Source organism: Sphingomonas phyllosphaerae, assembly GCF_036946485.1.
GTDB lineage: Bacteria > Pseudomonadota > Alphaproteobacteria > Sphingomonadales > Sphingomonadaceae > Sphingomonas > Sphingomonas phyllosphaerae_E.
The window spans coordinates 438,310-464,290 of sequence record NZ_JAQIJA010000006.1; the positions used below are offsets into that span (position 1 = coordinate 438,310).

Consider the following 25,981-nt stretch of genomic DNA (forward strand, 5'->3'; position numbering starts at 1 on the left):
GCGGGACCCCGGATCAAGTCCGGGGTGACGGAGCGGGTGCGGCGCCGTCGAATCACCGCGGCCGATAGGCGATCCGCGCAGCGCCTTCGGCGCGCACCGGCAGGAACAGCCCGGCACCGGTCACCTGCAACCGTCCGGTCGATACGCGCGTGACATCGGTCGACAGGAAGAAGTCACCCTCCTGACGCGCGCCGATCGCCGCCTGTGCCTTGCCCAGCACGCGCTGATAATCCGGCGCGAAATCGTGCTGCAACGCCAGTGCCACCGCCTGCTGCACCTGCGTGGCGTCGAGAAGGCTGACGATCAAATCGACCGCGTCGGAGTCGGTGTCGGCGGCGAGTTGCACATCGCGCGCGCGCACCAGCTGTGAATTCTCTTCGTTATACGGCTGCGCGGTCAGCCACGCCTCGCCGCTGGTCGCCGGGAAGGCGCGGTCGCGCGGCACCACCCGCGCGGCCACGCCCACCGCCAGCCGGTTGTTATTGGTGGCGTAGACCGTGACCTTGCCGAAATCGACGTCGACCGGCCCAACCCCCGTCAGCGAAATGCCCTTGGCGGCCAGCTTGTGCAGCGTGCGCAACACCACCGGTTCCAGTTGCGCATAATCGGCAAGCACCGGGATGAAGAAGCGTAGCCCCGGCTGCCCGGCGACCCGCGACGGAGGCGGCAACGGCGCGGGCGTGGGATCGGCGGGGCGCTTGCCGACGAACGTCTGCGTCAGCGCCTCGGCCGCCAGCGTCAACTGCAATTGCCGGCCATCGATCCGATAGCCGCCGACACCCAGCGCGCGTGGCGCGACGCGCATCCATGCCGGTGGGTTGCGCTTGCTGAGTTCGATCACCGTAAAGCCGTGCCGCCACGCGCCGTCCAGTTGCCCGCGCAGATCGAGCTTCGCTACCTCGCGTGGCAGATCGCGCTCCAGTCTGGCGACGACGCGTTTCAGCTTCTGGTCGGCGCGGCTGGTGAAGGTGATCCGCTGCCCGGCGATCTCGATCCCCGGTGGCTCGCGCCAGTCATAGGCAAGGTCGAGCGTCGCGCGCGGTTGCCAGTTGCCGACCACCGCCAGCTTGCCGGTCGCGTGGACCAGCGCGCGCGCGGTGACGGTTTCGCCCAGCACCCCGCCTATGTCGCGGACATGGATGACGGCGGACACGGGCATGGTGATGTCGAGCTGCTCGCCCGCGCCCGACACCCGGATCGCGCCGCGCGTTACTTGCCCGACCAGCCGGCAACCGAGGTCGGGGGTCACCTTGACCTTGCCGATGCCGAGATCGACCCGCTTGCCCTTGACGCATCGGTCACGATGCTCGTCGATCGTCCACAGCACGCGCGGCGTTTCCTTGTCGAGCCCGCGCTCCAGCTGGTCGAGCCGCGCCGTCACCGGCACGACGATCGTCGAGGTCTGGTCGGGGAACGGCGCGATCGCGCTCTCGACGCGCGGTGGGGCAGGGGAGGGATCATGCCGCGCACATCCGGCGGCGAGCAGCACGAAAATGAGCAACACGCGCCGCACGCCGGTCTCCGTCACCTGATTGATGTTACCAATCCGTAACGGCCGGTTTCGATCCGTGTTTGTGTCGTGAGGTGTTTACGACGCCCCGTCGCCCCGGACTTGATCCGGGGCCCAGCTTCTTCGTTTCGCAACCGTTCGATCAGCGGGGCACCGGGTCAAATCTGAAGTGACAAGGGAGAAAGCTGCTCGGGTCGGAAAGAGTCGAGCCGTCCATCCGGCCCTAGAACAGCAACGTCGTCGAATAGACCAGCGCGCCGACCGCAGCTGATGCGGGGATCGTGATGACCCACGCCACGACGACGTTCTTGGCCACGCCCCAGCGCACCGCCGAGGCGCGACGCGACACGCCCGCGCCGATGATCGAGCCGGTGATCGTGTGCGTGGTCGATACCGGAATGCCCAGCGTCGAGGCGCTGAACACCACGATCGACCCGGCCAGCGAGGCGCTGAACCCCTGATGCTGCGACAGTCGAGTGATCCGCGATCCCATCGTCTCGATGATCCGCCAGCCACCGGTCATCGTGCCGAGCGCGATCGCGATATAGCAGCTGATCGCCACCCAGTGCGGCACCTCGAACGGCCCGGTCAGATAACCGGTCGAATAGAGCAGGACGGTGATGATCCCCATCGTCTTCTGCGCGTCGTTGAGCCCGTGGCTCAGCGAATAGGCCGCCGAGGAGGCGAGGTGCAGCGCGCGGAAGCTGCGCTCCGCCTGCGGCGCGGTCGAGCGGCGTAGCGCCCAGCTCGACAGCAGCATCACCGCCATCGCCAGGAACATGCCGATCACCGGCGACAGGACGATCGCCAGCAGCGTTTTGTTGAGGCCGCTCCATTGCACGCCGGCGATGCCGCCATGCGCCACCCCCGCGCCGACCAGCCCGCCGACCAAGGCATGGCTGCTCGACGACGGAATGCCCTTCAGCCAGGTGATGACGTTCCACGTCATCGCTCCGCCCAGCGCGCCGAAGATCACCGCCGGGGTGATGACATCCTTGTCGATCAGGCCCTTGCCGATCGTCTCTGCAACGGCATGGAGGCTGGGGATCGCCAGCGTCAGGAAATAGGCGGCGAAGTTGAAGAACGCCGCGAACGCCACCGCCTTGACGGGCGACAGCAGCCGGGTGGCGACGACGGTCGCGATCGAGTTGGCGGCGTCGTGGAGCCCGTTGAGATAATCGAACGCCAGTGCGACCAGGATCAGGCCGACCAGCAACGGAAAGGCGAGTTCGTGCATGGGAGCGTCGACCCGGCGTCAGGCGTGGTCGATGACGATGCCGTCGATCTCGTCGGCGACATCCTCGAAGGCATCGAGGATCCGCTCCAGATGCTTGTAGATTTCACGCTCGACCACGAAGCGCAGCGTGTCGGTCTTGCCATATTGCTCCAGCGAGCGGCGCAGCCCCGCGGCATGGCAATCGTCGGCGCGGCCTTCCAGCCGGATGAGTTGCTCGGTCAGCTCGTGCAGCCGTGGGCCGTTGCGGCTGACGTCGCGCAGCAGCGGCATCGCCTCGACCGCCAGCCCGGCGGCATCGACCGCCACCTGCGCCATCTCGCGCATCTCGGGCGCGAATTCGGTCAGGCCGTACAGGTCGATCGCGGACGCAGCGGCGTACATTTCGTCGATCGTATCGTCGAGCGCACCGATCAGCGCGGTGATCGCGCCGCGATCGAACGGCGTCAGAAACGTCGCGCGAACGCTTTTCAGCACGTCCCGCGTGATCTCGTCGGCCTCATTTTCGCGCTTGTTGATCTCCACGAGCAGCACGGAACGGTCCGGTCCGCCCTCCAGCAGCTTCGCGGTGGCGCGCGCGGCGGCCAGGCCGATCGCGGCATGTCCTTCGAACTGCTCGAAGAAATTGCCGGTCTTCGGCAACAGGCGCTGGAACCAGGCGAACATCAAACTCCATCCCGAACGTTTCATGAGAAAAGCTGCGCCGTCCCGGACACGATCGTGCCCGGACGCCGAGCGGGCCGTGCACGTCATGTGAGACAATTCCGTGACTCCATGGTCGCGGCGAGCGCATTCCGTCTCCCGTGCCGTCCGCCGCCGTCCCCGATCGGGAAGGCGTCCGGGTACGGCTCAGCCGCGTTCGTACCAGATCGCCGCGCGGCCGAACAGCGCCGCGGCGTCGGTGCGATGACCCGAACTGAAGGTGATGTGCGTGTCGGCCCCGGGCCGCCGCCCATGGAGCGTGGCCGCGACGCGCAAGATGCGCTCGTCAAGCCGTCGCTCGAACGCCAGCACGTGCGCCGCGTCCGGCCCCTCGACCACTGCGGCGGCGTAATCGCCTTCAGCGAACAACGCCGGATCGTCACGCCGCAGCCGCAGCAGATCGGCGATCAGCCGCAGCTTGGGCGGTGGCTCGCCCGCCAATGCCGCACGCCGCGCGCCATAGTCGACCGGCCGGCGGTTGTCGGGATCGACGAGGCTGAGGTCGGCGAACTCCGTCCCTTGATACAGATCGGGCACCCCCGGCGCGGTATAGCGGAGCAGCACCTGCGCCAGTGCATTGTCCTGCGCGGTCGCGTCTAGCATCGCGACCGTCTTCGCGATTAGCGCCAGCGCCTCGGCATCGCCCGGCAGCGCCTCGACCAGCGCCGCCGCTGCCGCCTCATAATCTTCGTTGGGCGCTTCCCACGAGGACCGCAGCTTCGCCTCGCGCAGCGCCTTCTGCTGCCACGCCGTCACGCGTTCGACGAAGTCGGCGGTCGCACCGCTTTCGGGCCATGCGCCGACGAGGGTCTGGAACAGCATATAGCGGTCGGCATCGTCGACCCCGCCGTCGTCGCGCTCCAGCCACGCCAGCGCCGCGTCGCGCCACGCCTCGGGATGCGCGCTGATCGCCGCGAGCCGCGCGCGCGTGTCCTCGCCGCGCTTGTGGTCGTGGGTGGCGGTGGTCAGCATCGCGTGCGGCACGTCGCGCGCGCGCGCCTCCATCAGCGCGTGAAAGTCGCCCGGGGACATCCCCATCCGCTCAGCGTCGAAGCCGACGTCGTTGCGCGACAGCAACCGGCCGTAGCGATAGAAGCCGGTATCCTCGACCGCCTTGGCGGCGATCGGCGCGGAGAGCTGCTGGAAGCGCCGCACCGCCTCGGCCGCTTCCGCCGGACCGTTGCCCGCCAGCCACGCGAGCACCAGATCGACGACCTGCGTTTCGCCCGGCGGGATCAGCTCGGCGACCCGCGCACGCGCTTGCGCCCGGATCGCGGCGTCGCTGGCGGGCGCAGCGGGACCATAGGTGCGATAGACCGGGAACACCCACAGCAACCGCTCGATCGCGCGACGCAGCATCGCGGCGGTGACGCCCTCCGGCGCGACCGCGTGGAAGGCGGCGACGCAGGCGTCGAGCTGCCCGCTGAACTGCCACGACAACAGGTCCTGCCGCGCCTGGAACTCCTCGGGTTCAAACGACGCGCTGCGCCCGCTGATCTCCTCCCACAGGACGCCCAGCGGCTCGGCGCCGGCGGGATCGTGGAGCAGGTTCGCGACCTGTTCCATGAAGTCGTAGCCGCTGGTGCCGTCCACGCCCCAGCCGAGCGGCTGCGGCTCACCGGCGGCGAGGATCTTCTCGATCACGATCCACGCATCATCACCAAGCCGCGTGCGCAACGCGCGGCAATAGCCGATCGGATCGGTCAGCCCGTCGACGTGATCGACGCGCACGCCGTCGATCAGCCCTTCATCGTGCAGCCGGAAATAGAGTGCGTGCGTCTTCTCGAACACCGCCGGATCCTCGATCCGCACCCCGGCCAGCTCGTTGATCGAGAAGAACCGCCGCCAGTTCAGTTCGTCGTTCGCGACCCGCCAGTAAGCGAGCCGGTAATGCTGGTGCGCGAGCAGCTCGGCCAGCGGCAGCGTGTCGGCCGCGTCCTGATCCGCGTCGCGCACCGGAAAGCGATGCTCGCCATAGGAGATGATCGTCCAGCGCGCACCGTCACGCTCCAGCGTCAGGTCACCGTTCGCCAGCGCCTCGGATAAAGGCGCGCCGAGCACCGGCAGCACGACGCGCTCGCGCCAGTCGATGTCGAACACCGCGGCATGTTCGCTGTCCGGCCCGTGCGTGAGCACGTCCTGCCACCACGCGTTGCTGTCGCCCGCGACCCCCATGTGGTTGGGGACGATGTCGATGACGATGCCTATGCCGCGCGCGCGCAGCGCCGTGACCAGCGAGCGGAACGCCGCCTCGCCGCCCAGCTCGGGGTTGATCGTCGTCGGATCGACCACGTCATAGCCGTGCGTCGAGCCCGGCGCGGCGGTCGTCACCGGCGAGGCATAGACGTGGCTGATGCCCAGATCGTCGAGATACGGCACCAGCGCCTCGGCATCGGCAAAGGTGAAGTCTTTGTGGAACTGGAAACGATAAGTGGCGCGGGGGGGCGTCATGCGTGTCTCTCCGCGTTGAGCAAAGCGATGCGGCGCGCGACGTCGCGGCGCGCGAGCAGGGCGGGGGTGGCGGCGTCCATCCGCCGCCGCCAGTTGGGATGTTCGTCGATCGTGCCGGGCAAGTTGGGCTGTTCCTCGAGCGCGAGCAGATCCTCGAACGGCACGATCGCGAGCGGGCAGGGCGCGCTGGCGACATGCGCGATCATCGCATCGACCGGCGGCGCGGCGGGCGGGTCGCCGGGCTTGCCCATCGCCTGCCACAGCGCTTCACGCTCGGTGGCGCGGCGGTCACGATCCGCGCCGCTGCGCCCCAGCTTCTCCGCCCAGTCGATGTCGCGCGCCTTCCACCAGCCGCCGAGCGTCGGCGTGTCGTGCGTGCCGGTCATCGCCACCGCCGCCTCGTCCCAGTCGGCAGGCGGCACGAACCCGCCCTCGGGGTCGCGCTCGAACGGCAAGACGCGCATCCCGAGCATGCAGCGCGCCGCCAGCGTGTCGCGGAAGCCGGGCGGGACGGTGCCGAGATCCTCGGCGATCACCACCGCCTCGGCGCGCTGCGCCTCGATCGCGACGATCCGGCGCAGATGGTCGCCCGGCATCCGCAGATACGCGCCCTCGCTCGCATCCGCACCCGCCGGGATCACCCACAGGCGCTCCAGCCCCAGCGCATGGTCGATCCGCACACCCCCGGCATGAGCGAGCGCGACACGCAACGTCTCGATGAACGCGCGAAAGCCCGTGCGGTGCATCGCGAACGGGTCGAGCGCGGTGATGCCCCAATTCTGCCCGTCCGGGCCGAGCGGATCGGGCGGCGCGCCGACCGTCAGCCCGGTCAGCAGTTCGTCGCGCGCGTTCCATGCGTGGCTGCCACCGGCATCCATCCCGACCGCGAGGTCGGCGACGATTCCGGTCGCCATCCGCTCCTTCGCGGTGCGCTGTGCGGTCGCCAGCCCGAGGTCGGCGAGCCATTGCAGGAAGGCGTAGAAGGCCACCTCGCGCTCATGCTCGGCGGCGAAGCGGATCACCGCCTCGCCGTTCGGATCGTGATAGGCGGCGGGCCAGTCCTGCCAGCCATGCCCGCCCAGCACCGCGTGCAGCGCATCGAACCGCGCATGGGCCTCCAGCGCCGCGCCGCGCTGTCGCCGATAGGCGCGCGCCGCCGACAGCGCGCCCTCGCTCACCAGCTCGAAGACCGTGCGCAATTGCGCGACGCGCTCCCGCGCCGCCTGCGGCCAGTCGATCAACGTGGACGCGCGGGCAGGGGGCAACGGCACGCCGATCAGCGTCGGGTCGGCGAGCAGCACGTTGTGGAACAGCCGGGTCGACGGCGAATAGGGGCTGAAGCGCGTCGGATCGGCAGGGAACAGCGCGTGGGTCGGGCTGATCGCCAGTGCTTGCGCCCCGACCCGCGCGAACGCGGCGGCGGCCTCGACCAGCGCGCCGGCATCGCCGAACGCGCTGTCGCTGCCCGCGCGCAGGCTCGGCACCTGCACCGCGACGCCCCAGCCGCGCTTCGGCAGCGCGCAGCGTCGCGGGGCCACCGCGAGCGTATATTCGCGCCCGCCCGCGAGGAGCCGGTGATAGCCGACGCGCTCGACCGGCGGCAGCGTGCCGTCGGCGGCGATCGTCAGCGCCAGCCGGTTGCCGTCGTCGAGCAGCAGCTCGGCGTCGCCGGTCACGCCGTCCGGGAGGTCGATCGCGCGCCCGGCATCGGCGGAGAGGAACGGGACCTCGGGCGGGGTGGTATCGAGACAGGCGAGGATCGCCTCCAGCACCTCGTCGGCGACGCGTTGCGGACGGCCGTCAGCATCCTCCCAGTCGCGCGAGAGGCCGGCGGCGGCGGCGCGTTCGGAGAGCGTCATGCGGGAGTATCCGTGCGGCAGCCATAAAGGGGGGGCCGCCCGCTACTAATCGTCACCCCGGCGAAGGCCCGAGTCCAGAGCCAAGCAGAACCACGCATGTTGCGTACGCGGCTGGACCCCGGCCTGCGCCGGGGGTGACAGAGCTAGGGTGTTCACGGCTCGATCCACGCCACGAACCGCTCACCCTCGACAAACAGCGGGTCCGCCCCGCCCGGCAGCGTCGCGGGTTCGTCGCCTAGATCGATCGCCACGCCCAGCGTCGTCCCATCGCCGAGCCGCCAGCGCGCGACCACCGCCGCTTCGCCCAGCACCTGCGCCCCGACCGCCACCGCGCCGACGAGATGCGGAACGATGCGGTCACGCCGCAACGTCAGCAGCTCACGATAAAACGCCCGCCACTCGTCCGCCTCCGGCCCCGGCTGCGGCACCGACGCCTCGAACGTCGACACGGCGTTGGGATCGGGTATCCGCGCGCGTGCATCCGGATCGGCGAAGGCGTCAAACTTGGCGAATTCCTTGCGCCGCCCCTCGCGCACCGCATCGGCCAGATCGTCGTGGAAGTCGGTGAAGAAAAGGAACGGCGTCGTGCTCCCTTCCTCCTCGCCCATGAACAGCAACGGCACCTGCGGGCAGAGCAGCAGCAGCGCGGTCGCCGCGCGCAGCTTTGCCTTGTCGGTCAGCGCGATCAGCCGCTCGCCCAGCGCGCGGTTGCCGATCTGATCGTGGTTCTGGAGGAACGCCACGAAGCGCGTCGGCGCGAGATGCGCGCTCGCGCTCCCGCGCGGCTTCCCGTCATGGTTGGCCGAGCCTTCGCCCTGATAGATGAACCCCTCGGCCAGACAGCGCGCCAGCCGCTCGGCCGGGCGATCCGCGAAGTCGGTGTAATAGGCATTGGTCTCGCCGGTCAGCAGCACGTGCATGACGTTGTGGAAGTCGTCGTTCCACTGCGCATCGAACCCGCCGTCGCGCAGCCGCGCGGCGTCATTCTCTTCATTCTCGAGCACCAGATGGACGTGCCGGTCGGGCAGCGCCACGCGGAGCTCCGCCGCCATCGCGTCGAGGAAATCCGGATTGCCGATCGCGTGCACCGCATCGAAGCGCAATCCGTCGATGCGATAGTCGCGCAGCCACATCAGCGCATTGTCGACGAAGAACCGCGCTACGGGCGCGCGCGCGACCGCCACCGCGCCGCCCCATGGGGTATGGACCTCGGCGTCGAAGAAGTCGGCGGCATAGGCGCCAAGATAATCCCCGTCCGGCCCGAAGTGGTTGTAGACGACGTCGAGGAACACGCAGACGCCCAGCCCATGCGCGGTATCGACCAGCCGCCGCAGCTCGGCCGGCGACCCGTAATCCTCCTGCACCGCATAGGGCAGCACGCCGTCATAGCCCCAGCCGCGCGTGCCGCCGAACGCGCCGACCGGCATCAGCTCGATTGCGGTGATGCCGGCGGCGGCGATCGCCGGCAGCCGCTCGATCACCCCCGCAAAGCCGCCGAGCGTCCCGGCATGGCATTCGAGGATCACTATCTCGTGCCACACGCGGCCACGCCAGTCAGGATGCTGCCAGTCGTAGCGGGTTTCCGGGACCACGCTCCACCCGTGGACTCCGCCCGACTGGAGCCGCGACGCCGGGTCGGGCACCGCCTGTTCGCCGATGCGAAAGCGATAGCGCGCCCCCGGTCCCTCGGCGCGATCGAGCGCGTACCAGCCGTCTGCGCCGCGCTCCATCGCCGCCGCCTCCGCGCCGTCGATCTCCAGCGTCACGCCATTGCCATCGGGCGCCCACAGATGGAAGCGCGTGCCGCCGCCCGCGAGCGGCTCCGGACCCCAGCGCGTCACGCTGCGCTCGTCCACGTCACCAGCACCGCCCCCTGCGGCGCGACCTCGTAGCTGTTGTCGATCTCGATCTCGCCTTGCTCCGGCTTGGCGCTGTCGATCAGCACGATCCGCTTCACATCGGGTGGGGGCAAGGTGAAGGTCACCGGATCGCCCGAGGCGTTGAGCAGCAACGACACCGCCTCGATCTCACCCGCCTCGGTGCGCGCGGCCCGGCGCATCATCAGCGCACGACCCTCGGGGTTCTGCCAGTCCTCGGGCGACAATTGCTGCCCGCGCTCGTCCCACCATTCGATATCGTTGACCCCGCCCTCGGCGGTTTCCTGCCCGTAGAGGAAGGTCGGGCTGCGCAGCACCACGAAGCGCCGCCGCAATGCCGCCAGCCGCCCGGTGAAGTCGATCTGCGCCTGACCCTCGGGCGACGCCGCCGCCTTCCAGTCGAGCCAGCTGATCTCGTTATCCTGGCAATAGGCGTTGTTGTTGCCCTGCTGCGTCCGCCCGAACTCGTCGCCCGCGACCAGCATCGGCGTGCCCAGCGAGGTCATCAGCGTCGTCAGCATCGAGCGCATCACCCGCCCGCGCGCATCGTTGATCGCCGCGTCTTCGGTCGGCCCCTCGACCCCCCAGTTGCACGAGGCGTTGTGGGAGTGCCCGTCCCGATTGTCCTCGCCGTTCGCCTCGTTGTGGCGCTCCTCGTACATCACCGTGTCGGCGAGCGTGAATCCGTCATGCGCCGCGAGCAGGTTGACGCTCGCCCACGGCCGCCGCGCGCGCCGGTCGAACAGGTCGCCCGACCCCGCCAGCCGTGCCGCCAAATCGGGGCGCTTGCCCGGTTCGCCGCGCCAATATTCGCGCACCGTGTCGCGATATTTGTCGTTCCACTCCGCGAAGCCTGGCGGGAAATTGCCGAGCTGATAGCCGCCCGGCCCGACGTCCCACGGCTCGGTGATGAGCTTGAGCCGCCCGAGCACCGGGTCCTGCCGCAGCACGTCGAAGAACGCCGACCCCGGATCGAAGCCATGCTCCTCACGCCCGAGCGTCAGCCCGAGGTCGAAGCGGAAGCCGTCGATGCCGAAGCTGGTCGCCCAGTAGCGCAGGCTGTCGGCGACCATCTGGATCACGCGCGCCTTGCTCATGTTGAGCGTGTTGCCGGTGCCGGTGTCGTTGATCGTGTAGCGCGGATTGTCCTTGACCAGCCGGTAGTAGCTGGCGTTGTCGAGCCCGCGCCACGACAGCGTCGGGCCTTTCTCGCTGCCCTCGCAGGTGTGATTGTAGACGACGTCGAGGATCACCTCGATCCCGGCCTTGTGCAGCCGGTGGACCGCGCGGCGCAGCTCGTCCTGATGCTCGGTCGCCATATAGCTCTGCTCGGGGGCGAAGAAGCCGAGCGTGTTATAGCCCCAGTAATTGCGCAGGCCCTTCTCCTGCAGGAAGCGGTCCTGCGTGAAGGTGTGGATCGGCAGCAGCTCGATCGCGGTCACGCCGGTGCGTTGCAAATGCTTGATGACCGCCGGGCGCCCCAGCGCGGCATAGGTGCCGCGTTCGCGCGCCGGGACCAGCTCCATCAGCTTGGTCAGCCCCTTGACGTGCGCCTCGTAGATCACCGTCTCCGACCACGGCGTGTTCGGGCCCCGGTCGCGCGACCAGTCCCAGTGATCGTCGACCACCACCGCCTTGGGCATCGCCGGCGCGCTGTCGCGCTTGTCGAACGACAGGTCTTCCTTGCGGTGCCCGATGCGATAGCCGTGCAGCGCGTCGGTCCATTTGATCTGCCCCTGGATGCGGCGCGCATAGGGGTCGAGCAGCAGCTTGTTGGGGTTGAAGCGATGCCCCTCCTCGGGCGCATAGCGGCCGTGCGCGCGCAGGCCATAGACCAGCCCCGGCCCGACGTCGGGCAGATAGCCGTGCCACACTTCGTCGGTGCATTCGGTCAGCGGCAGCCGCTTCAGCTCGCGCTTGCCCGCGCTGTCGAAGAGGCACAGCTCGATCGCGTCGGCGTTGGCGGAGAAGACCGCGAAATTGACCCCCTCGCCATCGAACGTGGCGCCAAGCGGATAGGGCGATCCCGGCAGCAGCCGGTCCGGCAAGTCGTGCAACGATGTGCTCCCATCAGGAGGAAGTGAGACGCAATAGTGTCGGCGCAGCGCGTGGAAGCGCGGCGCGCGTCAGGTCGTGCGCTTGCGCCGCGTCGCAGGCTTCTTCGTCGCGGGCTTTGCGGCCGCGGCGGGAGCCGCCGACGGCGCTGCTTCGGACGGAGCGTCCGCCGTGCCCGCGGGCTGTTCGGGAGCGTCAAAATCGGCAGCGCCGGTGGGCGCGTCATCCGTCACGGTATCTGCCTGCGGATCGCCGGCTTGGTGATCGGGCTCCTCGGCGACCGGACCTTCGCCTGCGAAGGCGCGCTCTGCCTCTTCCCAATGCGCCTGATCGCGGCCGTGCGGCTCGCCCTCCTGCTGCCACAGCCGGTAAGCGTGTTCGCTGATTCGCGCGTGACGATCGTCGGCCATGAGCTTTTCCCCTTATAGTCCCTGACCGCGAAACTCCCGAGCGCGCGGATCGTCGCACGCATCGGCAAGAAAAACGACTTGGGCGAGATCAAGCCCGCGCCAGTGCCGCCGCGCTGGCCACTGCAATGCCGTCCTCGATCAAACCGCTGGCCGCCTGCCCCCAGCGTCGCGACGCCGCCGCGCGCAACCGGAAGGTGAGGTGCGAGGCGGCTACTGCCGCGGCAGCACCGAGCACGGCGCCCATGACCCGATCGTCGCGATCGGCGCAGACCGCCCCGGCAATCGCGCCGCTCAGCAGTCGCCCTGCGATCCCGGCGGGGACGACCCGGTCAGGGGCGTCGCGCATCTTGTCGCCGGCCAGTTCGCCCGCGGCGAGCAGCAGCGACCCGGCCGAGACGACCGGCGCGCGTGCGCCGCCGCGCGTAGCCGCCAGCGCTGCCAGCGGCGTCATCGCGCGCGCTCCCGCCACCGCACCCATCAGGATCGACCGTAACATTATTGAGAAAGCTCCAGGAGGTTCGGCGCTCCAACCATGCATCGGTCACGAAGTTGCATCGTGCTGCGCCGCAAAATTGATCTACGTTATTTATGCAATGTTTAGTGACCCTTGCTACTGATCGCATCGTGTTCAGCAACGCGTCTTGCGCGTGCGGAGAGGAAGCGATGATTACCTGGTTTCGTGACGTAGCGCCGGTCCGGACGAAGTTCGCGACCTTGGCCTTCATCTACATCGGCCTGTCGCTCCTCTCGCTCGCGGCGACCGGTGCTCTGGCGTTTGGCGTCCTGGGCGCGACCCCGGCGCTGACGATCGCCGGTGCCGCTTTGGCATTGGTGACCATCGTCGCGATCGTCTCGCGCAAGCTCGTCTGCGACCCCTACGTCAACACCGTCGTGCGGATGGAGGAACTGGCGCGGGGTGATTACGACACTCCGATCCGCTACACCGATGCGCGCGATTGCGTCGGCCGGATGACGAAGGCGATGGCGGTGTTCCGCGACAACGGCAAAGCCTTGGCAATTTCTTCGGCGGCGCAGCGCGAGGTGGTCGATGCGCTCGGCGCCGGCCTCGGGCGACTGGCCGACAACGATCTGACCTACAAGATCGAACAGCCGTTCACCGCGGACTACGAAGAGCTTCGTCACAACTTCAACCGCGCGATGTCGGCGGTGTCGGATGCGATCGGCGCGGTCACCAACGCCGCCAATGGCATCAACAGCGGCGCGGCGGACATCCGCCAGGCGTCGGACGATCTGTCGCAGCGCACCGAGCAGCAGGCCGCCTCGCTGGAGGAGACCGCCGCGGCGATGGACGAGATCACCACCACCGTGCGCGAAACCGCCGCCGGTGCCCGGCGCGCCAACGATGCGGTCGGCGATGCGCGTGCCGAGGCGGAAAGCTCGGGCGACGTCGTGCGCCGCGCGGTCGATGCGATGGGCGGGATCGAGCGCGCCTCGTCCGAGATCAGCGAGATCATCAGCGTCATCGACGGCATCGCCTTCCAGACCAACCTTTTGGCGCTCAACGCCGGTGTCGAGGCGGCGCGTGCGGGCGACGCGGGCAAGGGCTTCGCGGTCGTCGCCTCCGAGGTCCGCGCGCTGGCGCAGCGCTCCGCGGATGCCGCCAAGGACGTGAAGACCAAGATCCTCGCCTCCTCGGAGCAGGTCGAGGCGGGTGTGACGCTGGTCAGCGAGACCGGCAAGGCGCTCCAGCGCATCATCACGCGCATTGGCGAGATCAGCACGCTCGTCTCGACGATCGCGCAATCGGCCGAGCATCAGGCGACGGGCTTGCAGCAGGTGAACACCGCCGTGTCGGAGATGGACGGCGTCACGCAACAGAATGCCGCGATGGTCGAGGAAGCCACCGCCGCCGCGCGCAGCCTCGCCGAGGAAGCGACGCGTCTCACCACCGAAGTCGCCCGCTTCCGCACCGCGCACGGGCAACGCCCGGTGCTCGCCGCAAGCGCCCCGGCCGCCGCGTCGATCCACGACCTGCAGGCGCGCGCGGCACAGGCCGGCCGCGACCTCGCCCGCACCGCCCGCCGCCCGGTCACCGGCACGCGCGGAACCGCGCTGGCGGTGGCGGACGAGGAGTGGTCGGAGTTTTAGGTCGCCGGGCAGCCCGTCGCATCCCGCGACGGGTCTCGCCCAAGACCGGCCGGCGGGGCGCCGCCCCGACCGACGACGCGGCTTCGCCGCGGCGAAACCCGCCACGAGTCCGTCATCCCGCGCAGGCGGGACAACCGACAAAGAGAGGACAAGGGCCTTCGACAAGCCCCGCGTGGTGGGTCCGCCGGGGCTCGAACCCGGGACCTCTCGATTAAAAGTCGCTTGCTCTACCGACTGAGCTACGGACCCTCACGCGGATCGAAGCCGGTTAGGGGCGGCGCGCGCGCGGGTCAACCGGGCATGACACTGCCGCAACGTCAACGCACCTCCCGGGATACGCCACTTGGGCGCGATCGCCGCCGCAGGCCCGAGCACGAACGCACGGGAGCGGAACGCCGGATGCGGGATCGTCAACGTCGGGCTACGCCACGCCCCGCCCGACCACAGGATGATGTCGAGGTCGATCACCCGCGCGCCCCAGCGCCGCCCGCGGCGTCGCCCGAAGCTGCGCTCGATCGCCTTCAGCCTCGCCAGCAGTTCCGGCGGCGTCTCGTCGCTTTCGATCAGCACCGCGCCATTGGCGAAAGTGCGCGTCGATGGCCCGAGCGGCGCGCTGGCGACGATCGGCGCCGCTCGACCGCCGAGCAGTTGCAGCGCCGCCGCCACCTCGTCGCGTGGACGCCCGTGCCGCCCGCAGCGATTCGACCCCAGCGCGACGAGAAAGATTGATGCAGGCATCCGCAAGCGCCTATCGCACCGCGATGAACTTCGCACCTTCCGCGCTGCCCGCGACCGAACCGCCGCTCGATTGCCCACGCTGCCCGCGCCTCGTCGACCTCCGCCACGAATTGCGCGCGCAACACCCCGAATGGTGGAATGCGCCGGTGCCCGCGTTCGGCGACCCACAGGCGTGGCTGGCGATCGTGGGACTCGCGCCAGGCATGAAGGGTGCGAACCGCACCGGTCGTGCCTTTATCGGCGATGGGGCAGGGGCGCTGCTGTACGGCACGCTCGCCAAATTTGGTCTGGCGCACGGCACCTTCACCGGCAGCCGCGAGGACGACATCACGCTCGACGGCGCGATCATCCTCAATGCGGTAAAGTGCCTGCCGCCGGGCAACGCGCCCACGCCCGAGGAAGTCCGCACCTGCCGCACCTTCCTGTCGGGGCAGGCGGAGGCGCTACCGACCGCGCGCGTCTACATCGCGCTGGGGCAGGTCGCGCACCAATCGGTGGTCAAGGTGCTGGGCGGCAAGCTGCCCAAGGCGCGCTTCGAACATGGCGCGGTGCATCGCGTGCCCGACGGACGGGTGCTGATCGATAGCTATCACTGCTCGCGCTACAATCAGAACACCGGTCGGCTCACCGCGGAGATGTTCGAGAGCGTGTTTGCGAAGGCGCTGGAACTGCGGCCCTCATGATCCAATCATCCCGGGCTTGACCCGGGATCCCGCTTCTTCACGACTGGCGGTAAGAAGCGGGACCCCGGATCAAGGCTCTCCCGAGCTTGCCGAAGGGTCCGGGGTGACGATACGCGTCCAAACGGCCTCAAATATCTTGCACCAGCCGCCCGTACAGCTCGGGCCGCCGGTCGCGGAAGAAGCCGAACGCCGCGCGGTGACGGCGCACGCGGTCGAGATCGAGCGTCGCGACGATCACGCCCTCTTCCTCGCGGTCCAGCTCGGCGAGGATGTCGCCGCGCTCGTCGGTGATGAAGCTGGTGCCGTAGAACGTCTGGCCGTGCTCGACGCCGACGCGATTCGCCGCGATCACCGGCACCACGTTCGACACCGCATGGCCGACCATTGCGCGGCGCCACAGCCGCGCGGTGTCGAGCGAGGTGTCGTGCGGCTCGCTGCCGATCGCCGTCGGGTAGAACAACACCTCCGCGCCCATCAGCATCATCGCGCGCGCGGTTTCGGGATACCATTGGTCCCAGCAGACGCCGACGCCCAGCTTCGCCTGCGGGCCGTTCCACACCTTGAACCCAGTGTTGCCGGGGCGGAAGTAGAACTTCTCCTCATAGCCCGGCCCGTCGGGGATGTGGCTCTTGCGATAGACGCCCTGGACTTCGCCATCGGGTCCGATCATCGCCAGCGAATTGTAATGATGGGGCCCGTCCAGCTCGAAGAAGCTGGTCGGGATGTAGACCTTCAGCGCCTCGGCCAGCGCCTGCATCGCCAGCACCGCCTTATGCTCGGTGACCGGCGCGGCATTGGCGAACAGCGACTCATCCTCGACGCGGCAGAAATATTCGCCCTCGAACAGTTCGGGCGGCAGGATCACCTGCGCGCCACGGCCATGCGCCTCGCGCACGGCATCGGACACTTTCGCGATGTTCGCGTCGATGTCGGCGGAGAAAGCAAGCTGCAGCGCGGCGACGGTGATCTCGGTCATGGCGGCGCATTTAGGCGACCCGCGCGCCGGTTTCCACCTGTTGATGGCAAGGCATTGAGATTGTGCCGATCAGGGACGAACGGCGATCGGATCACCATTGCGGGTATAATCCAGATAATGGAAGGCTGCGCGCAACAAGTAAGGGGAAATCATCAACATGACTCGTCTCGCGCATCTCGCGATCGCTACCGGTGCGTTGTTCGCCGCCATGCCGGCGCAGGCCGCAGACTTCCTGATCGACACCGCGGCGGGGACGTCGAACAACCGCGCGATCGTGAACAACAACAGCAATTATTCATACAGCACGATCAACTATGCCGTAAAGTCGAGCGACGGCAAGACGACGCTGAACGTTCGCGCGACGGCCTGGACTCGCGACTTGGACGGTAATTTCGCAGCCGCCAAGATCGGGTCATGGGGTGCAAATGGGCTGGGCATCTACCAGACGAACGAAGGCGTCGGGGGCAATTACCACACGATCGACAACAAGAACGGCTGGGAATTCCTGGTCCTGCAGTTCGATCAGGCCGTATCGCTTCAGTCGGCGGTGCTCACCCCTTACGTGTTGAGCGGCAACAACTATTCCGACAATGACGCGTTCATCGCGCGCGGTTTTTCGGATTATGCCACCACGATGACGGCGGCGACGTTGAAGTCGCTTTCCGACGGGCTGAAGGTCGACATCACCAAGCAGTCGGGTGACGCTTGGTTCAACAGCAACAGCGACAATTATTCGAGCAACAAGCAAACCTATAACCTGTCGCCCAGCAAGAACGGCAATGTCTGGGTCATCGGTGGTTCGTTCTTCGGTCCGGACAACAAGAACGACGCGTTCAAGTTGAGCTCGGTCGCGGTAACCAGCGCGGTGCCCGAGCCGACCACCTGGATGACGATGATCCTGGGCTTCGGCATGATCGGCGCGGCGGCCCGTCGCCGTCGTAGCAGCAGCAAGGGCGCGCTGGCCTGATCCTGCTTCCAACCTTTTGCGTGCGGGAGGGCCGTCGGAGCGATCCGGCGGCCCTTTCGCTATGCTGGCGTCCCGAACGGCATTGAGCCGAGGACCGCCGACCTTATCGCGCCAGAGACGCCGCGGCGCGGGCGCGGGCTTCGATCTCCGGCAGCGTGCCCTCCGTTACCCAGCTCCCGCCGACGCACAGCACTGGCCCGATCGCCAGCCAGTCCGGGGCGCTCGCTTCGGTGATGCCGCCGGTCGGGCAGAATTTGCACTGGTAGAAAGGCGCGGCGAGCGCCTTCAGCGCCTTGACCCCGCCGCTGGTTTCGGCCGGGAAGAACTTGAAATGCTCCAGCCCCATGTCGAGCCCGCGCATGATGTCACCCGCGGTCGCGACACCCGGCAGCCACGGGATGCCCGCCTCCAGGATCGCATCTCCGGTCTTTGCCGACAGGCCGGGGGAGACGATGAACTCGACGCCGGCATCCTTCACCTGCGCGACCTGTTCGGTCGACACGACCGTGCCCGCGCCGACGATCGCACCGGGCACCTGGCGCATCTCGCGGATCGCGTCGAGCGCGGCGGGGGTGCGCAAGGTCACCTCCAGCACCTTCAGCCCGCCCGCGACCAGCGCCTCGGCGAGCGGACGCGCCTGCGCGGCATCGTGGATGACCAGCACCGGGATGACCGGGCTGGTGCGCATGACGGTTTCGATCTGGCTCACGATTGATGCTCCTGCGCGAAGGCGGCCGCGGCACCGAACAGGCCCGGCTGCGGATGGGTGATGAGCTTGACCGGGATCGCCGACATCAGCGACTGGAACCGGCCCTTGGCGACGAAGCGCTGGTCGAAGCCCGAGCGCAGCAACTTGTCCTTGATCCGCAGCCCGAGGCCGCCGGCGATCACGACGCCCTTCGCGCCATGCGCCAGCGCAAGGTCCCCCGCCACCGCACCGAGCGCGAGGCAGAAGCGATCGAGCGCGGCGAGCGCGATCGAGTCGGTGCCCTCCAGCGCCTCGGTCCAGATCGCCTTGTCATCCTTGTGGATATAGGCGCGGCCTTCCAGCTCGGCGAGCGTCTCGTAGATCGCGACGATCCCCGGCCCGGCGACGATCCGCTCGGCGGACACGCGGGTATAGGTCTTGCGCAGCCGCTTGAGCAGCGCGTCCTCGATCCCGTCGAGCGGTGCGTAATCCATATGCCCGCCCTCGGTGGGGAGTACGCGGTAGCGACCGTCCTGCTTGTAGACCTGCGCGACGCCCAGCCCGGTGCCGGGGCCGCAGACGGTCGTGACGCCTTCGGTCGGCAGCGGCGTATCGGGGCCGCACAGATGTTCGAAATCGCCCTCCGGGAGCTGGCCGACCGCATGGCCGATCGCGCCGAAATCGTTGATGATCGTCCAGGTCGACGCGCCCAAGCGCTCGGGGATCAGCGACGGGCGGATCACCCACGGATTGTTCGTCATGCGGATCACGTCGCCGGTGATCGGCGAGGCGACCGCGATCGCCGCCGAGTCGGGCAGCTTGCCGCCCATCCGCTCGCGGAATGCCTCATAGGCGGTCTGAAGGCTGGCGTGCTCGGCGGTCTTGAGCGTCGTCGGCTCACCCAGCGAGACGACATGACCGCCCTCGACCTCCGCAATGGCGAAGCGCGCGTGCGTGCCCCCGATATCGACCGCTACGACCTGCATATACTTACTCCCTCTCCCCTTGGGGAGAGGGCCGGGGTGAGGGGTCGCCCCAGGCGACACCGCTCGTGGCAGCCCCTCTCCCAACCCTCTCCCCGCAGGGAAGAGGGCTTAAACATCAAAGACCCGCGCCGGCCAGCACCGCGCTCGCACCCTTCTCGGCTTCGTCCGCCAAGCCGCGGAACATGCCGAACAATTCGCGGCCCATGCCGCTGGCGGGCGCCGGCGTCGGCGCCTGTTCCCGCGCCGCCCATTCGTCGGCGGGCACCAGCGCCTCCAGCGTCCCGGCCTCGGCATCGACGCGGATCAGGTCGCCGTCGCGGATCAGCCCGATCGCACCGCCACCCAAGGCCTCGGGCGAGCAGTGGATCGCGCACGGCACCTTGCCGCTCGCGCCCGACATCCGCCCGTCGGTGACCAGCGCGACCCTGAAGCCTCGGTTCTGGAGCACGCCGAGCGGCGGCGTGAGCTTGTGCAACTCGGGCATCCCGTTGGCGCGCGGCCCCTGAAAGCGGACGACGACGACCACGTCCCGCTCCAACTCGCCGTTCTTGAACGCCTCGAGCACCTCGAGCTGGTCGGCGAAGACGCGCGCCGGGGCCTCGACGATCCAGCGGTCGCGCTCGACCGCCGAGACCTTGATGCAGGCGCGCCCGATATTGCCTTGCAGGATCCGCATTCCTCCGTCGGGCGAGAAGGGCGCGTTGGCCGGGCGCAGGATCGTCTCGTCGCGGCTGTCGCCGGCCGGCGTCCAGGTCAGCGCGTCGCCGTCGAGCACCGGCGCGGCGGCGTAGGCGGTCAGGTCGTCGCCCGCGACCGTCATGATGTCGCGGTTCAGATAGCCGCCCGCCAGCAACTCCTTGATGACATAGGGCATCCCGCCCGCCGCCTCGAAGCCGTTCACGTCGGCCGAGCCGTTGGGATAGACGCGCGCGATCAGCGGCACCGCCGCCGACAGCCGGTCGAAATCCTCCCAGTCGATCACGATCCCCGCCGCGCGCGCGATCGCGGGCAAATGGAGCAGATGGTTGGTCGACCCGCCGGTCGCCAGCAGGCCGACCGCGGCATTGACCACCGCCTTCTCGTCGACGCACACACCGAGCGGGCGGTAATCGTCGCCGTGCGCACCGATCTTCGCGAGCCGGTGGACCGCGGCGCGGGTCAGCTCCTGCCGCAGCTTGGTGCCCGGATTGACGAACGCCGCGCCCGGCATGTGGAGGCCCATCACCTCCATCATCATCTGGTTGGTGTTGGCAGTGCCGTAGAAGGTGCAGGTGCCCTGCGTGTGATAGGCGGCGATCTCCGCCTCCAGCAGTTCCTCGCGCCCGCACTCGCCGGTCGCGAAGCGCTCGCGCACCGCCGCCTTGGCCTTGTTGGGCAGCCCCGAGGGCATCGGCCCGCCCGGGATCAGGATCATCGGCAGATGCCCGAAGCGCAGCGCGCCCATCAACAGGCCCGGCACGATCTTGTCGCAGATGCCGAGCAGCGCAGCGCCCTCGAAGGTGCCGTGACTCAGCGCGACCGCGGTCGACAGCGCGATCGTGTCGCGGCTGAACAGCGACAGTTCCATCCCGGCATAACCCTGCGTCACGCCGTCGCACATCGCCGGGACGCCGCCCGCGACCTGCGCGGTCGCGCCGGCCTCGCGCGCCCAGACCTTCATCTGCTCGGGGTAACGGTAATAGACCGCGTGCGCGGACAGCATGTCGTTGTACGCGGTCACCAGCCCGATGTTCATCGCCTGATGCTGCGTCTTCATCGCCTCGCGGTCTTCGGGCGTGCCGGCATAGGCATGGGCGAGATTGGCGCAGCCGAGCCGTGGGCGACCGATCCAGCCCTGCCGCTCGCGTTCGATCAGCGAGAGATATGCCTGCCGTGTCGGGCGGCTACGCTCGATGATCCGGTCGGTGACGGCGCTGACGGCGGGGTTCATGATGTTACGTCCTCGTCATGTCGGGAGCGTCCCGGCAATCGTTGCCTTGAATGAAGGCCGTAGCGGCAGTCTTTGCGACAGCATCGTTCGCGGAACAAGGGCCGGAACATGTTGCAATTGATCCACATCCATCCCCGTTCGCCCTGAGGAGCCGTTGAACCCGTCGAAACGGCGTCTCGAAGGGGCGATGCTTCGAGACGAGGCTTCGACAAGCTCAGCCTCTCCCGAGCACGAACGGTGGTGGCGATTGATTACGCCGCCCAGTGAATGTCGACGGGCAGTTCCGCATCGGCCAGCACGCGCCCGATCGGATAGGGCGAGCCGGCGCCTTCCTTGATCGCATCCTCGATCACCTTGCGCTTGGCGTCGCCGGTCACCGCGATCATCAGCGCGCGCGCGGTGACGATGCCCTGCCGCGTCAGCGTGACCCGTGCGACCGGCGCCTCGGGCGGCAGCGGATCGGGCATGACGCCGATCGCGCGACGTTCCTTCGGCCCGTTGAGCGCCTCGTCATAATCGGGGCCGGGGAAGATCGACGCGGTATGCCCGTCGCCGCCCAAACCCAACAGACACAGGTCGAGCGGCCAGTGCAGATCCTGCATCAGCGCGTCGGCCGAGCGGCCCGCGGCCTTGTAATCGTCGGTCGCCTTCGGGACGATCGGCATCACGCGCGCGCCCTTGGGGATGAAGATCTTGCCGAGCGCGGTGACGTTCGACAGCGCGTCGCCCAGCGGCACGATCCGCTCGTCGCCGGGAATGATCGTCACGCGCTTCCAGTCGAGCTTGGCCTTGGCCAGCTTCTCATAGGCGGGCAGGGGGGTCTTGCCGCCCGCCAGCGCGATCACCGCCGAGCCGCGCGCGTCGATCGCGCTTTCGATGACGAACTGGATGTCGCCCGCGACCGCATCGGCCAGCTCGGCGGCGTCGTCATATTCCCACCATTCGATTTCGGTCATGTGTTTTCCAGTCTTCCGTTCGTGGTGAGGAGAGGCTGAGCTTGTCGAAGCCTCGTCTCGAACCACCATGTCCTTCGAGACGCCGCTTCGACTTCGCTCAGCAGCTCCTCAGGACGAACGGGGAAGGCATTTCTGTCCTCCCCCTTGTCAAATCAATCGTCTTGCCACGTCACGTTGTCGCGCTCGGTCAGCGCGATCGCGCCCGCCGGGCCCCAGGTCCCAGCGGCATAATGTTTCGGCTTGGTCTGGTTCGCGGCCCAGCCGGCGCGGATCGCATCGATCCAGCGCCATTGTGCCTCCACCTCGTCGCGGCGCACGAACAAGGTCTGGTCACCCTCGATCAGGTCGAGCAACAGCCGCTCATAGGCGATCCGGCGGCGCTTGCCCGCGAATTCGGCGTCGAGGCTGAGGTTCAGCGGCACTTCGCGAAGGCGGACGCCGTCGCGATCGAGCCCCGGCTCCTTGGTCATCACCAGCAGCTGAACATATTCCTCCGGCTGGAGGCGGATGATCAGCTTGTTCGGCTGGAGCAGCCCGCCGCGCCCCGAGAACATCGAATGTGGCACCGGCTTGAATTGGATCGCGATCTCGCTGCGGCGCTTGGCCATGCGCTTGCCGGTGCGCAGGTAGAAGGGCACGCCCTGCCAGCGCCAATTGTCGATATGCGCCTTGATCGCGACAAAGGTTTCGACATCGCTGTCGTAGCCGAGTTCCTCGTCATAGCCGCGCACGACCTTGCCGCCGACTGCGCCCTCTTCATACTGGCCGGTGACGGTGTTCTGCTGCACCTCGGTCGGCTCGATCTTGCGCATCGACCGGAAGACCTTGGCCTTTTCATCGCGGATCGCGGTGCCGTCATACAGCGCCGGCGGCTCCATCGCGATCAGCGCGACCAGTTGCAGCATGTGGTTGGCGACCATGTCGCGCAGCGCGCCCGCACCCTCATAATAGCCGGCGCGATCCTCCAGCCCGACCGTCTCGGCGATCGTGATCTGGACGTTGTCGATCCCCTGCGCGTTCCAGATCGGCTCGAACATCGAATTGCCGAAGCGCAGCGTCAGGATGTTCTGCACCGTCTCCTTGCCGAGATAGTGATCGATGCGGAAGATGCGGTCCTCGGGGAAGACCGAGGCGACGGTGTCGTTGATCTCGCGGCTCGATTCGAGATCGTAGCCGAGCGGCTTCTCCAGCCCGATCCGCACCGTCTCGCCGGCCAGCCCGACGCTCTGCAGGCCCTTCACCGCCGGCTCGAACAGCGACGGCGCGGTCGACAGGTAAATGGCCAGTCCGCCCGAGACATCGCCGATCTTGTCCGCCAGCGCCTGGAACGTCGTCGGGTCGGACAGATCGACCGGCTGGAAGAAGATCCGGGCCAGGAACGACGACAGCGCGCTCTCGTCCTTGCGGTCGGCGGGCAGGAATTCGTCGAGCGCCTTGTGCGTCGCCTCGCGAAACTGCTCGTCGGTCAGGTCGCCGCGCGCCGAACCGGTGATCGTCAGCCCCTCGGGCAGCAGCCCGTCGGCATGCAGGCCGTATAGCGACGGCAGCAGCATCCGCTTGGCGAGATCGCCCGTCGCACCGAACAACAGCAGCTTGCCGACCGGGTTGCGCTCCAACTCGCGTCTCCTTCTTACAGCGTCAGGCCGGCCACGGGATCGAGCCCGGCCATGATGTTCAGATTCTGCACCGCCGCGCCCGCCGCGCCCTTGCCGAGGTTGTCGAGCGTCGCGATCAGCAGCGCCTGACCCGCGGCCTCGTTCCCGGTGACGCGCAATGTCATGCGATCGGTATTGGCGTCGTCCTCGATCCGCACCGTCGTTACCGCTTCGTGGGCGAAGCGGACGACGCGGTTGCCGTCATAGGCGCTGGCCAGCACCTCGGCGACATCGGTCAGCGTCGCACGGCGCGTCAGCTGCGCCAGATGCAGCGGCACCTGCACGACCATCCCGCGATAGGCACGCGCCACCGCCGGCTGGAAGATTGGCGCGTGGGTCAGCCCGGCGTGGCGGCGCATCTCCGGCGCGTGCTTGTGCGCGAGGCCGAGTGCATAAGGGCGATAGGCGGTGTTCGTCTCGCCGCCCTCGAACTCGGCGATCATCGCCTTGCCGCCGCCTGAATAGCCGGAGGTGGCGTTGACGCTGAGCAGCGCGTCCGGCCCCAGCAATCCGGCGCGGACCAGCGGTCGGACGAGCGCGAGGAAGCCGGTCGGATAGCAGCCCGGATTGCTGACGAAGCGCGCCCCCGCGATCCGCTCGGCCTGATCGGGCTCCAGCTCGGCGAAGCCATAGGTCCAGCGGTCGGCGACGCGGTGCGCGGTCGAGGCGTCGACGGTGCGCGTGCGATCGTTGGCGATCATCGCCACCGCCTCGCGCGCGGCATCGTCGGGGAGGCATAGCACGACATAATCGGCGTCGTTGATCGCCTCGCGCCGCGCCGCCTCGTCCTTGCGACGCGCCTCGTCGAGCGTGACGAGCGTGATGTCGCGCCGCGACTCAAGCCGCTCGCGGATCTCGAGCCCGGTGGTGCCGACCGCCCCGTCGATGAAGACCTTGACCGTCATTGCGGCTGCACCGCATCGGCATCGAGATAGCCCACCGTTCCAATGTCCACGGCAATCCCCCAGGCGACCCCGCCGGTCAGGTCAAGCAGATCGAATGGCGCGCCCGCCGGCAGCGTGGCGAGCGGCGTGGCGGCACGATCGCGTGCCTCGCGCAATTCCACCTCGCGCAGCACGGTGCGGCGGAGCGGGGCAGCATAATGCGGGGCGAAGACGCGGTCGGCAAGCCGGACGTCGGCGATGTCCGGGCGCACGGCATGGGTACGCGGATCGAGCACGCGCGACCGGCCGGTGAGCGCGAAACCGTTACGCTCGGGCCGCATCCCCGGTGCCGTAGGGGCGGACGGCGGCAGGGGCGGCATCCCCTTCGCCGATGAACTGGCCGAACTCTTCAAGAAAATCTGCCCCTTCGGTCGTGCGGGCGACGAAGATGTTGCGCTTGTCGCTGTCGTCGCGTTGGCGGCGCAGATAGCCCAGCGCGCCCAGCCGATTCAAGGCGCGCGTCACGACCGGCTTCGATACGTTCAATATCCGCGCCAACCCGCGCACGGTGTGCGGGCCTGGCCGCAAATAGACCACCAGCAGGAGCGCCATCTGGCGATTGGTGAGATCGGGCTCGCCCGAACGCACGTAATCGACCAGCGCATTCATCCACGAACTCAGTTCGGGTTGAGCCAATGTTGCCACGTCCTCGTCCCGCATCGAAAGAAACCCGGATCATCCCGGACTTGTCGTCGGATTAACGCCCGCTTTCCCGGCTGGTTTCAGCTATGTCACGAATTTGGCACGCCGCTTGTCCGCGGGCGGGCGGGCGGCGCGGTTGATCCCGGCGCGCGGCTCCCCTATGTGGCCCCTGATCCGGGGGCGCCGCACGGCGGACCGCCGGCTGTTTCTCGCTTCGGAATCGCGCCCAGCCCATGTTCACCTTTCTGATCGTCCTCCAGGCCATTATCGCGGCGGCGCTCGTCACCGTGATCCTGATGCAGCGGTCGGAAGGCGGCGGCCTGACCTCGTCAGGCAGCCCGTCGGGACTGATGTCGGCGCGGGGTGCCGCCGATTTCCTGACGCGCGCTACCTCGGTGCTTGCCGGGCTGTTCATCCTGATGAGCATCCTGCTGGCGTTCCTCGCCGCGAGCCGCGGCGCGGTGTCGGTCGACACCTCGCTCCAGCGCCGCGCCCCGGCCGCTCAGACGCAGGCCCAGCCGCCGGTCGCGGCGCAGCCGGCACCGGCGACCGCGGACAATGCCGTCGTCCCGGCGCCGGCCGACAACGGCGTGCCGCTGGCGCGCTAAT

The 25,981-nt window shown here is 68.4% G+C and carries 23 protein-coding genes and 1 tRNA gene; 4 read left to right on the forward strand and 20 right to left on the reverse strand.

Annotated features, from left to right (window positions below):
- Nucleotides 1-52: 52 nt before the first annotated feature.
- The 9 genes from PGN16_RS17835 to PGN16_RS17875 form a co-directional block, all read right to left on the reverse strand.
- The gene (locus PGN16_RS17835) at nucleotides 53-1,528 is read right to left on the reverse strand and encodes a DUF4403 family protein (protein ID WP_335310702.1); all 1,476 of its coding nucleotides are present in this window, start codon (nucleotides 1,526-1,528) and stop codon (nucleotides 53-55) included.
- A gap of 205 nt (nucleotides 1,529-1,733) precedes the next feature.
- Nucleotides 1,734-2,747, reverse strand: a complete 1,014-nt coding sequence (locus PGN16_RS17840) for an inorganic phosphate transporter (protein ID WP_335310703.1) — start codon at nucleotides 2,745-2,747, stop codon at nucleotides 1,734-1,736.
- An 18-nt stretch (nucleotides 2,748-2,765) separates the two neighbouring features.
- Nucleotides 2,766-3,410, reverse strand: a complete 645-nt coding sequence (locus tag PGN16_RS17845; RefSeq protein ID WP_335310704.1) for a DUF47 domain-containing protein — start codon at nucleotides 3,408-3,410, stop codon at nucleotides 2,766-2,768.
- A 183-nt stretch (nucleotides 3,411-3,593) separates the two neighbouring features.
- Entirely contained in the window at nucleotides 3,594-5,897 is a 2,304-nt protein-coding gene (gene treY, locus PGN16_RS17850; protein WP_335310705.1) for a malto-oligosyltrehalose synthase, read from the reverse strand.
- Nucleotides 5,894-7,756: a 4-alpha-glucanotransferase gene (gene malQ, locus PGN16_RS17855; protein ID WP_335310706.1), complete on the reverse strand. Its 1,863-nt coding sequence runs from the start codon at nucleotides 7,754-7,756 to the stop codon at nucleotides 5,894-5,896. Before malQ ends, treY begins: the two co-directional genes overlap by 4 nt.
- Before the next feature lie 152 nt (nucleotides 7,757-7,908).
- Nucleotides 7,909-9,612 carry a malto-oligosyltrehalose trehalohydrolase gene (treZ, locus tag PGN16_RS17860; protein ID WP_335310707.1) on the reverse strand — a complete coding sequence of 568 codons (1,704 nt, stop codon included), beginning with the start codon at nucleotides 9,610-9,612 and terminating at the stop codon, nucleotides 7,909-7,911.
- Nucleotides 9,594-11,690, reverse strand: coding sequence for a glycogen debranching protein GlgX (glgX, locus tag PGN16_RS17865; RefSeq protein ID WP_335310708.1), 2,097 nt, complete (start codon nucleotides 11,688-11,690; stop codon nucleotides 9,594-9,596). Before glgX ends, treZ begins: the two co-directional genes overlap by 19 nt.
- A gap of 69 nt (nucleotides 11,691-11,759) precedes the next feature.
- Entirely contained in the window at nucleotides 11,760-12,098 is a 339-nt protein-coding gene (locus tag PGN16_RS17870) for a DUF2934 domain-containing protein (RefSeq protein ID WP_335310709.1), read from the reverse strand.
- Nucleotides 12,099-12,186: 88 nt separating this feature from the next.
- Nucleotides 12,187-12,594 (reverse strand): DUF4126 domain-containing protein, encoded by a 408-nt coding sequence (locus PGN16_RS17875; RefSeq protein ID WP_335310710.1) that lies wholly within the window; start codon nucleotides 12,592-12,594, stop codon nucleotides 12,187-12,189.
- Between the two features lie 167 nt (nucleotides 12,595-12,761).
- Between PGN16_RS17875 and PGN16_RS17880 the strand changes: the two genes are divergently transcribed.
- Complete coding sequence (locus tag PGN16_RS17880) at nucleotides 12,762-14,207, forward strand: methyl-accepting chemotaxis protein (protein ID WP_335310711.1); 1,446 nt, start codon at nucleotides 12,762-12,764, stop codon at nucleotides 14,205-14,207.
- Between the two features lie 173 nt (nucleotides 14,208-14,380).
- On the opposite strand, the gene PGN16_RS17885 is transcribed toward PGN16_RS17880, so the two are convergent.
- Together PGN16_RS17885 and folK are read right to left on the reverse strand one after the other, a co-directional pair.
- Nucleotides 14,381-14,456 (reverse strand) — tRNA-Lys (locus tag PGN16_RS17885).
- The gene (folK, locus tag PGN16_RS17890; protein ID WP_335310712.1) at nucleotides 14,457-14,945 is read right to left on the reverse strand and encodes a 2-amino-4-hydroxy-6-hydroxymethyldihydropteridine diphosphokinase; all 489 of its coding nucleotides are present in this window, start codon (nucleotides 14,943-14,945) and stop codon (nucleotides 14,457-14,459) included.
- Nucleotides 14,946-14,968: 23 nt separating this feature from the next.
- On the opposite strand from folK, the gene PGN16_RS17895 reads away from it, so the two are divergent.
- On the forward strand, nucleotides 14,969-15,628 hold the full coding sequence (locus PGN16_RS17895; RefSeq protein ID WP_335310981.1) for a uracil-DNA glycosylase: 660 nt from the start codon (nucleotides 14,969-14,971) through the stop codon (nucleotides 15,626-15,628).
- A 127-nt stretch (nucleotides 15,629-15,755) separates the two neighbouring features.
- On the opposite strand, the gene aguB is transcribed toward PGN16_RS17895, so the two are convergent.
- Nucleotides 15,756-16,604: an N-carbamoylputrescine amidase gene (gene aguB / locus PGN16_RS17900; protein ID WP_335310713.1), complete on the reverse strand. Its 849-nt coding sequence runs from the start codon at nucleotides 16,602-16,604 to the stop codon at nucleotides 15,756-15,758.
- Nucleotides 16,605-16,761: 157 nt separating this feature from the next.
- Here aguB and PGN16_RS17905 point away from each other — a divergent pair, with 157 nt between their 5' ends.
- Nucleotides 16,762-17,571 carry a PEPxxWA-CTERM sorting domain-containing protein gene (locus PGN16_RS17905; RefSeq protein ID WP_335310714.1) on the forward strand — a complete coding sequence of 270 codons (810 nt, stop codon included), beginning with the start codon at nucleotides 16,762-16,764 and terminating at the stop codon, nucleotides 17,569-17,571.
- Nucleotides 17,572-17,674: 103 nt separating this feature from the next.
- Here the strand turns inward: PGN16_RS17905 and eda are convergent, their stop codons facing one another.
- From eda to PGN16_RS17945, 8 genes are all read right to left on the reverse strand, one after another.
- Nucleotides 17,675-18,259, reverse strand: a complete 585-nt coding sequence (eda, locus tag PGN16_RS17910) for a bifunctional 4-hydroxy-2-oxoglutarate aldolase/2-dehydro-3-deoxy-phosphogluconate aldolase (protein ID WP_443019688.1) — start codon at nucleotides 18,257-18,259, stop codon at nucleotides 17,675-17,677.
- A 17-nt stretch (nucleotides 18,260-18,276) separates the two neighbouring features.
- On the reverse strand, nucleotides 18,277-19,245 hold the full coding sequence (gene glk / locus PGN16_RS17915; RefSeq protein WP_335310716.1) for a glucokinase: 969 nt from the start codon (nucleotides 19,243-19,245) through the stop codon (nucleotides 18,277-18,279).
- 115 nt (nucleotides 19,246-19,360) lie between these two features.
- Complete coding sequence (gene edd, locus PGN16_RS17920) at nucleotides 19,361-21,175, reverse strand: phosphogluconate dehydratase (RefSeq protein WP_335310717.1); 1,815 nt, start codon at nucleotides 21,173-21,175, stop codon at nucleotides 19,361-19,363.
- A gap of 251 nt (nucleotides 21,176-21,426) precedes the next feature.
- A complete protein-coding gene (gene pgl, locus PGN16_RS17925) occupies nucleotides 21,427-22,131 on the reverse strand; it encodes a 6-phosphogluconolactonase (RefSeq protein WP_335310718.1) in 705 nt (234 codons plus the stop codon).
- A gap of 152 nt (nucleotides 22,132-22,283) precedes the next feature.
- Nucleotides 22,284-23,747, reverse strand: a complete 1,464-nt coding sequence (gene zwf, locus PGN16_RS17930) for a glucose-6-phosphate dehydrogenase (RefSeq protein ID WP_335310719.1) — start codon at nucleotides 23,745-23,747, stop codon at nucleotides 22,284-22,286.
- Between the two features lie 14 nt (nucleotides 23,748-23,761).
- The gene (gene argC / locus PGN16_RS17935) at nucleotides 23,762-24,691 is read right to left on the reverse strand and encodes an N-acetyl-gamma-glutamyl-phosphate reductase (RefSeq protein WP_335310720.1); all 930 of its coding nucleotides are present in this window, start codon (nucleotides 24,689-24,691) and stop codon (nucleotides 23,762-23,764) included.
- Nucleotides 24,688-25,011 (reverse strand): SH3 domain-containing protein, encoded by a 324-nt coding sequence (locus PGN16_RS17940; protein ID WP_335310721.1) that lies wholly within the window; start codon nucleotides 25,009-25,011, stop codon nucleotides 24,688-24,690. Before PGN16_RS17940 ends, argC begins: the two co-directional genes overlap by 4 nt.
- Complete coding sequence (locus PGN16_RS17945) at nucleotides 24,995-25,339, reverse strand: MarR family transcriptional regulator (protein WP_335310982.1); 345 nt, start codon at nucleotides 25,337-25,339, stop codon at nucleotides 24,995-24,997. Before PGN16_RS17945 ends, PGN16_RS17940 begins: the two co-directional genes overlap by 17 nt.
- A 266-nt stretch (nucleotides 25,340-25,605) precedes the next feature.
- Here PGN16_RS17945 and secG point away from each other — a divergent pair, with 266 nt between their 5' ends.
- On the forward strand, nucleotides 25,606-25,980 hold the full coding sequence (secG, locus tag PGN16_RS17950) for a preprotein translocase subunit SecG (RefSeq protein WP_335310722.1): 375 nt from the start codon (nucleotides 25,606-25,608) through the stop codon (nucleotides 25,978-25,980).
- Nucleotide 25,981 lies beyond the last annotated feature (1 nt).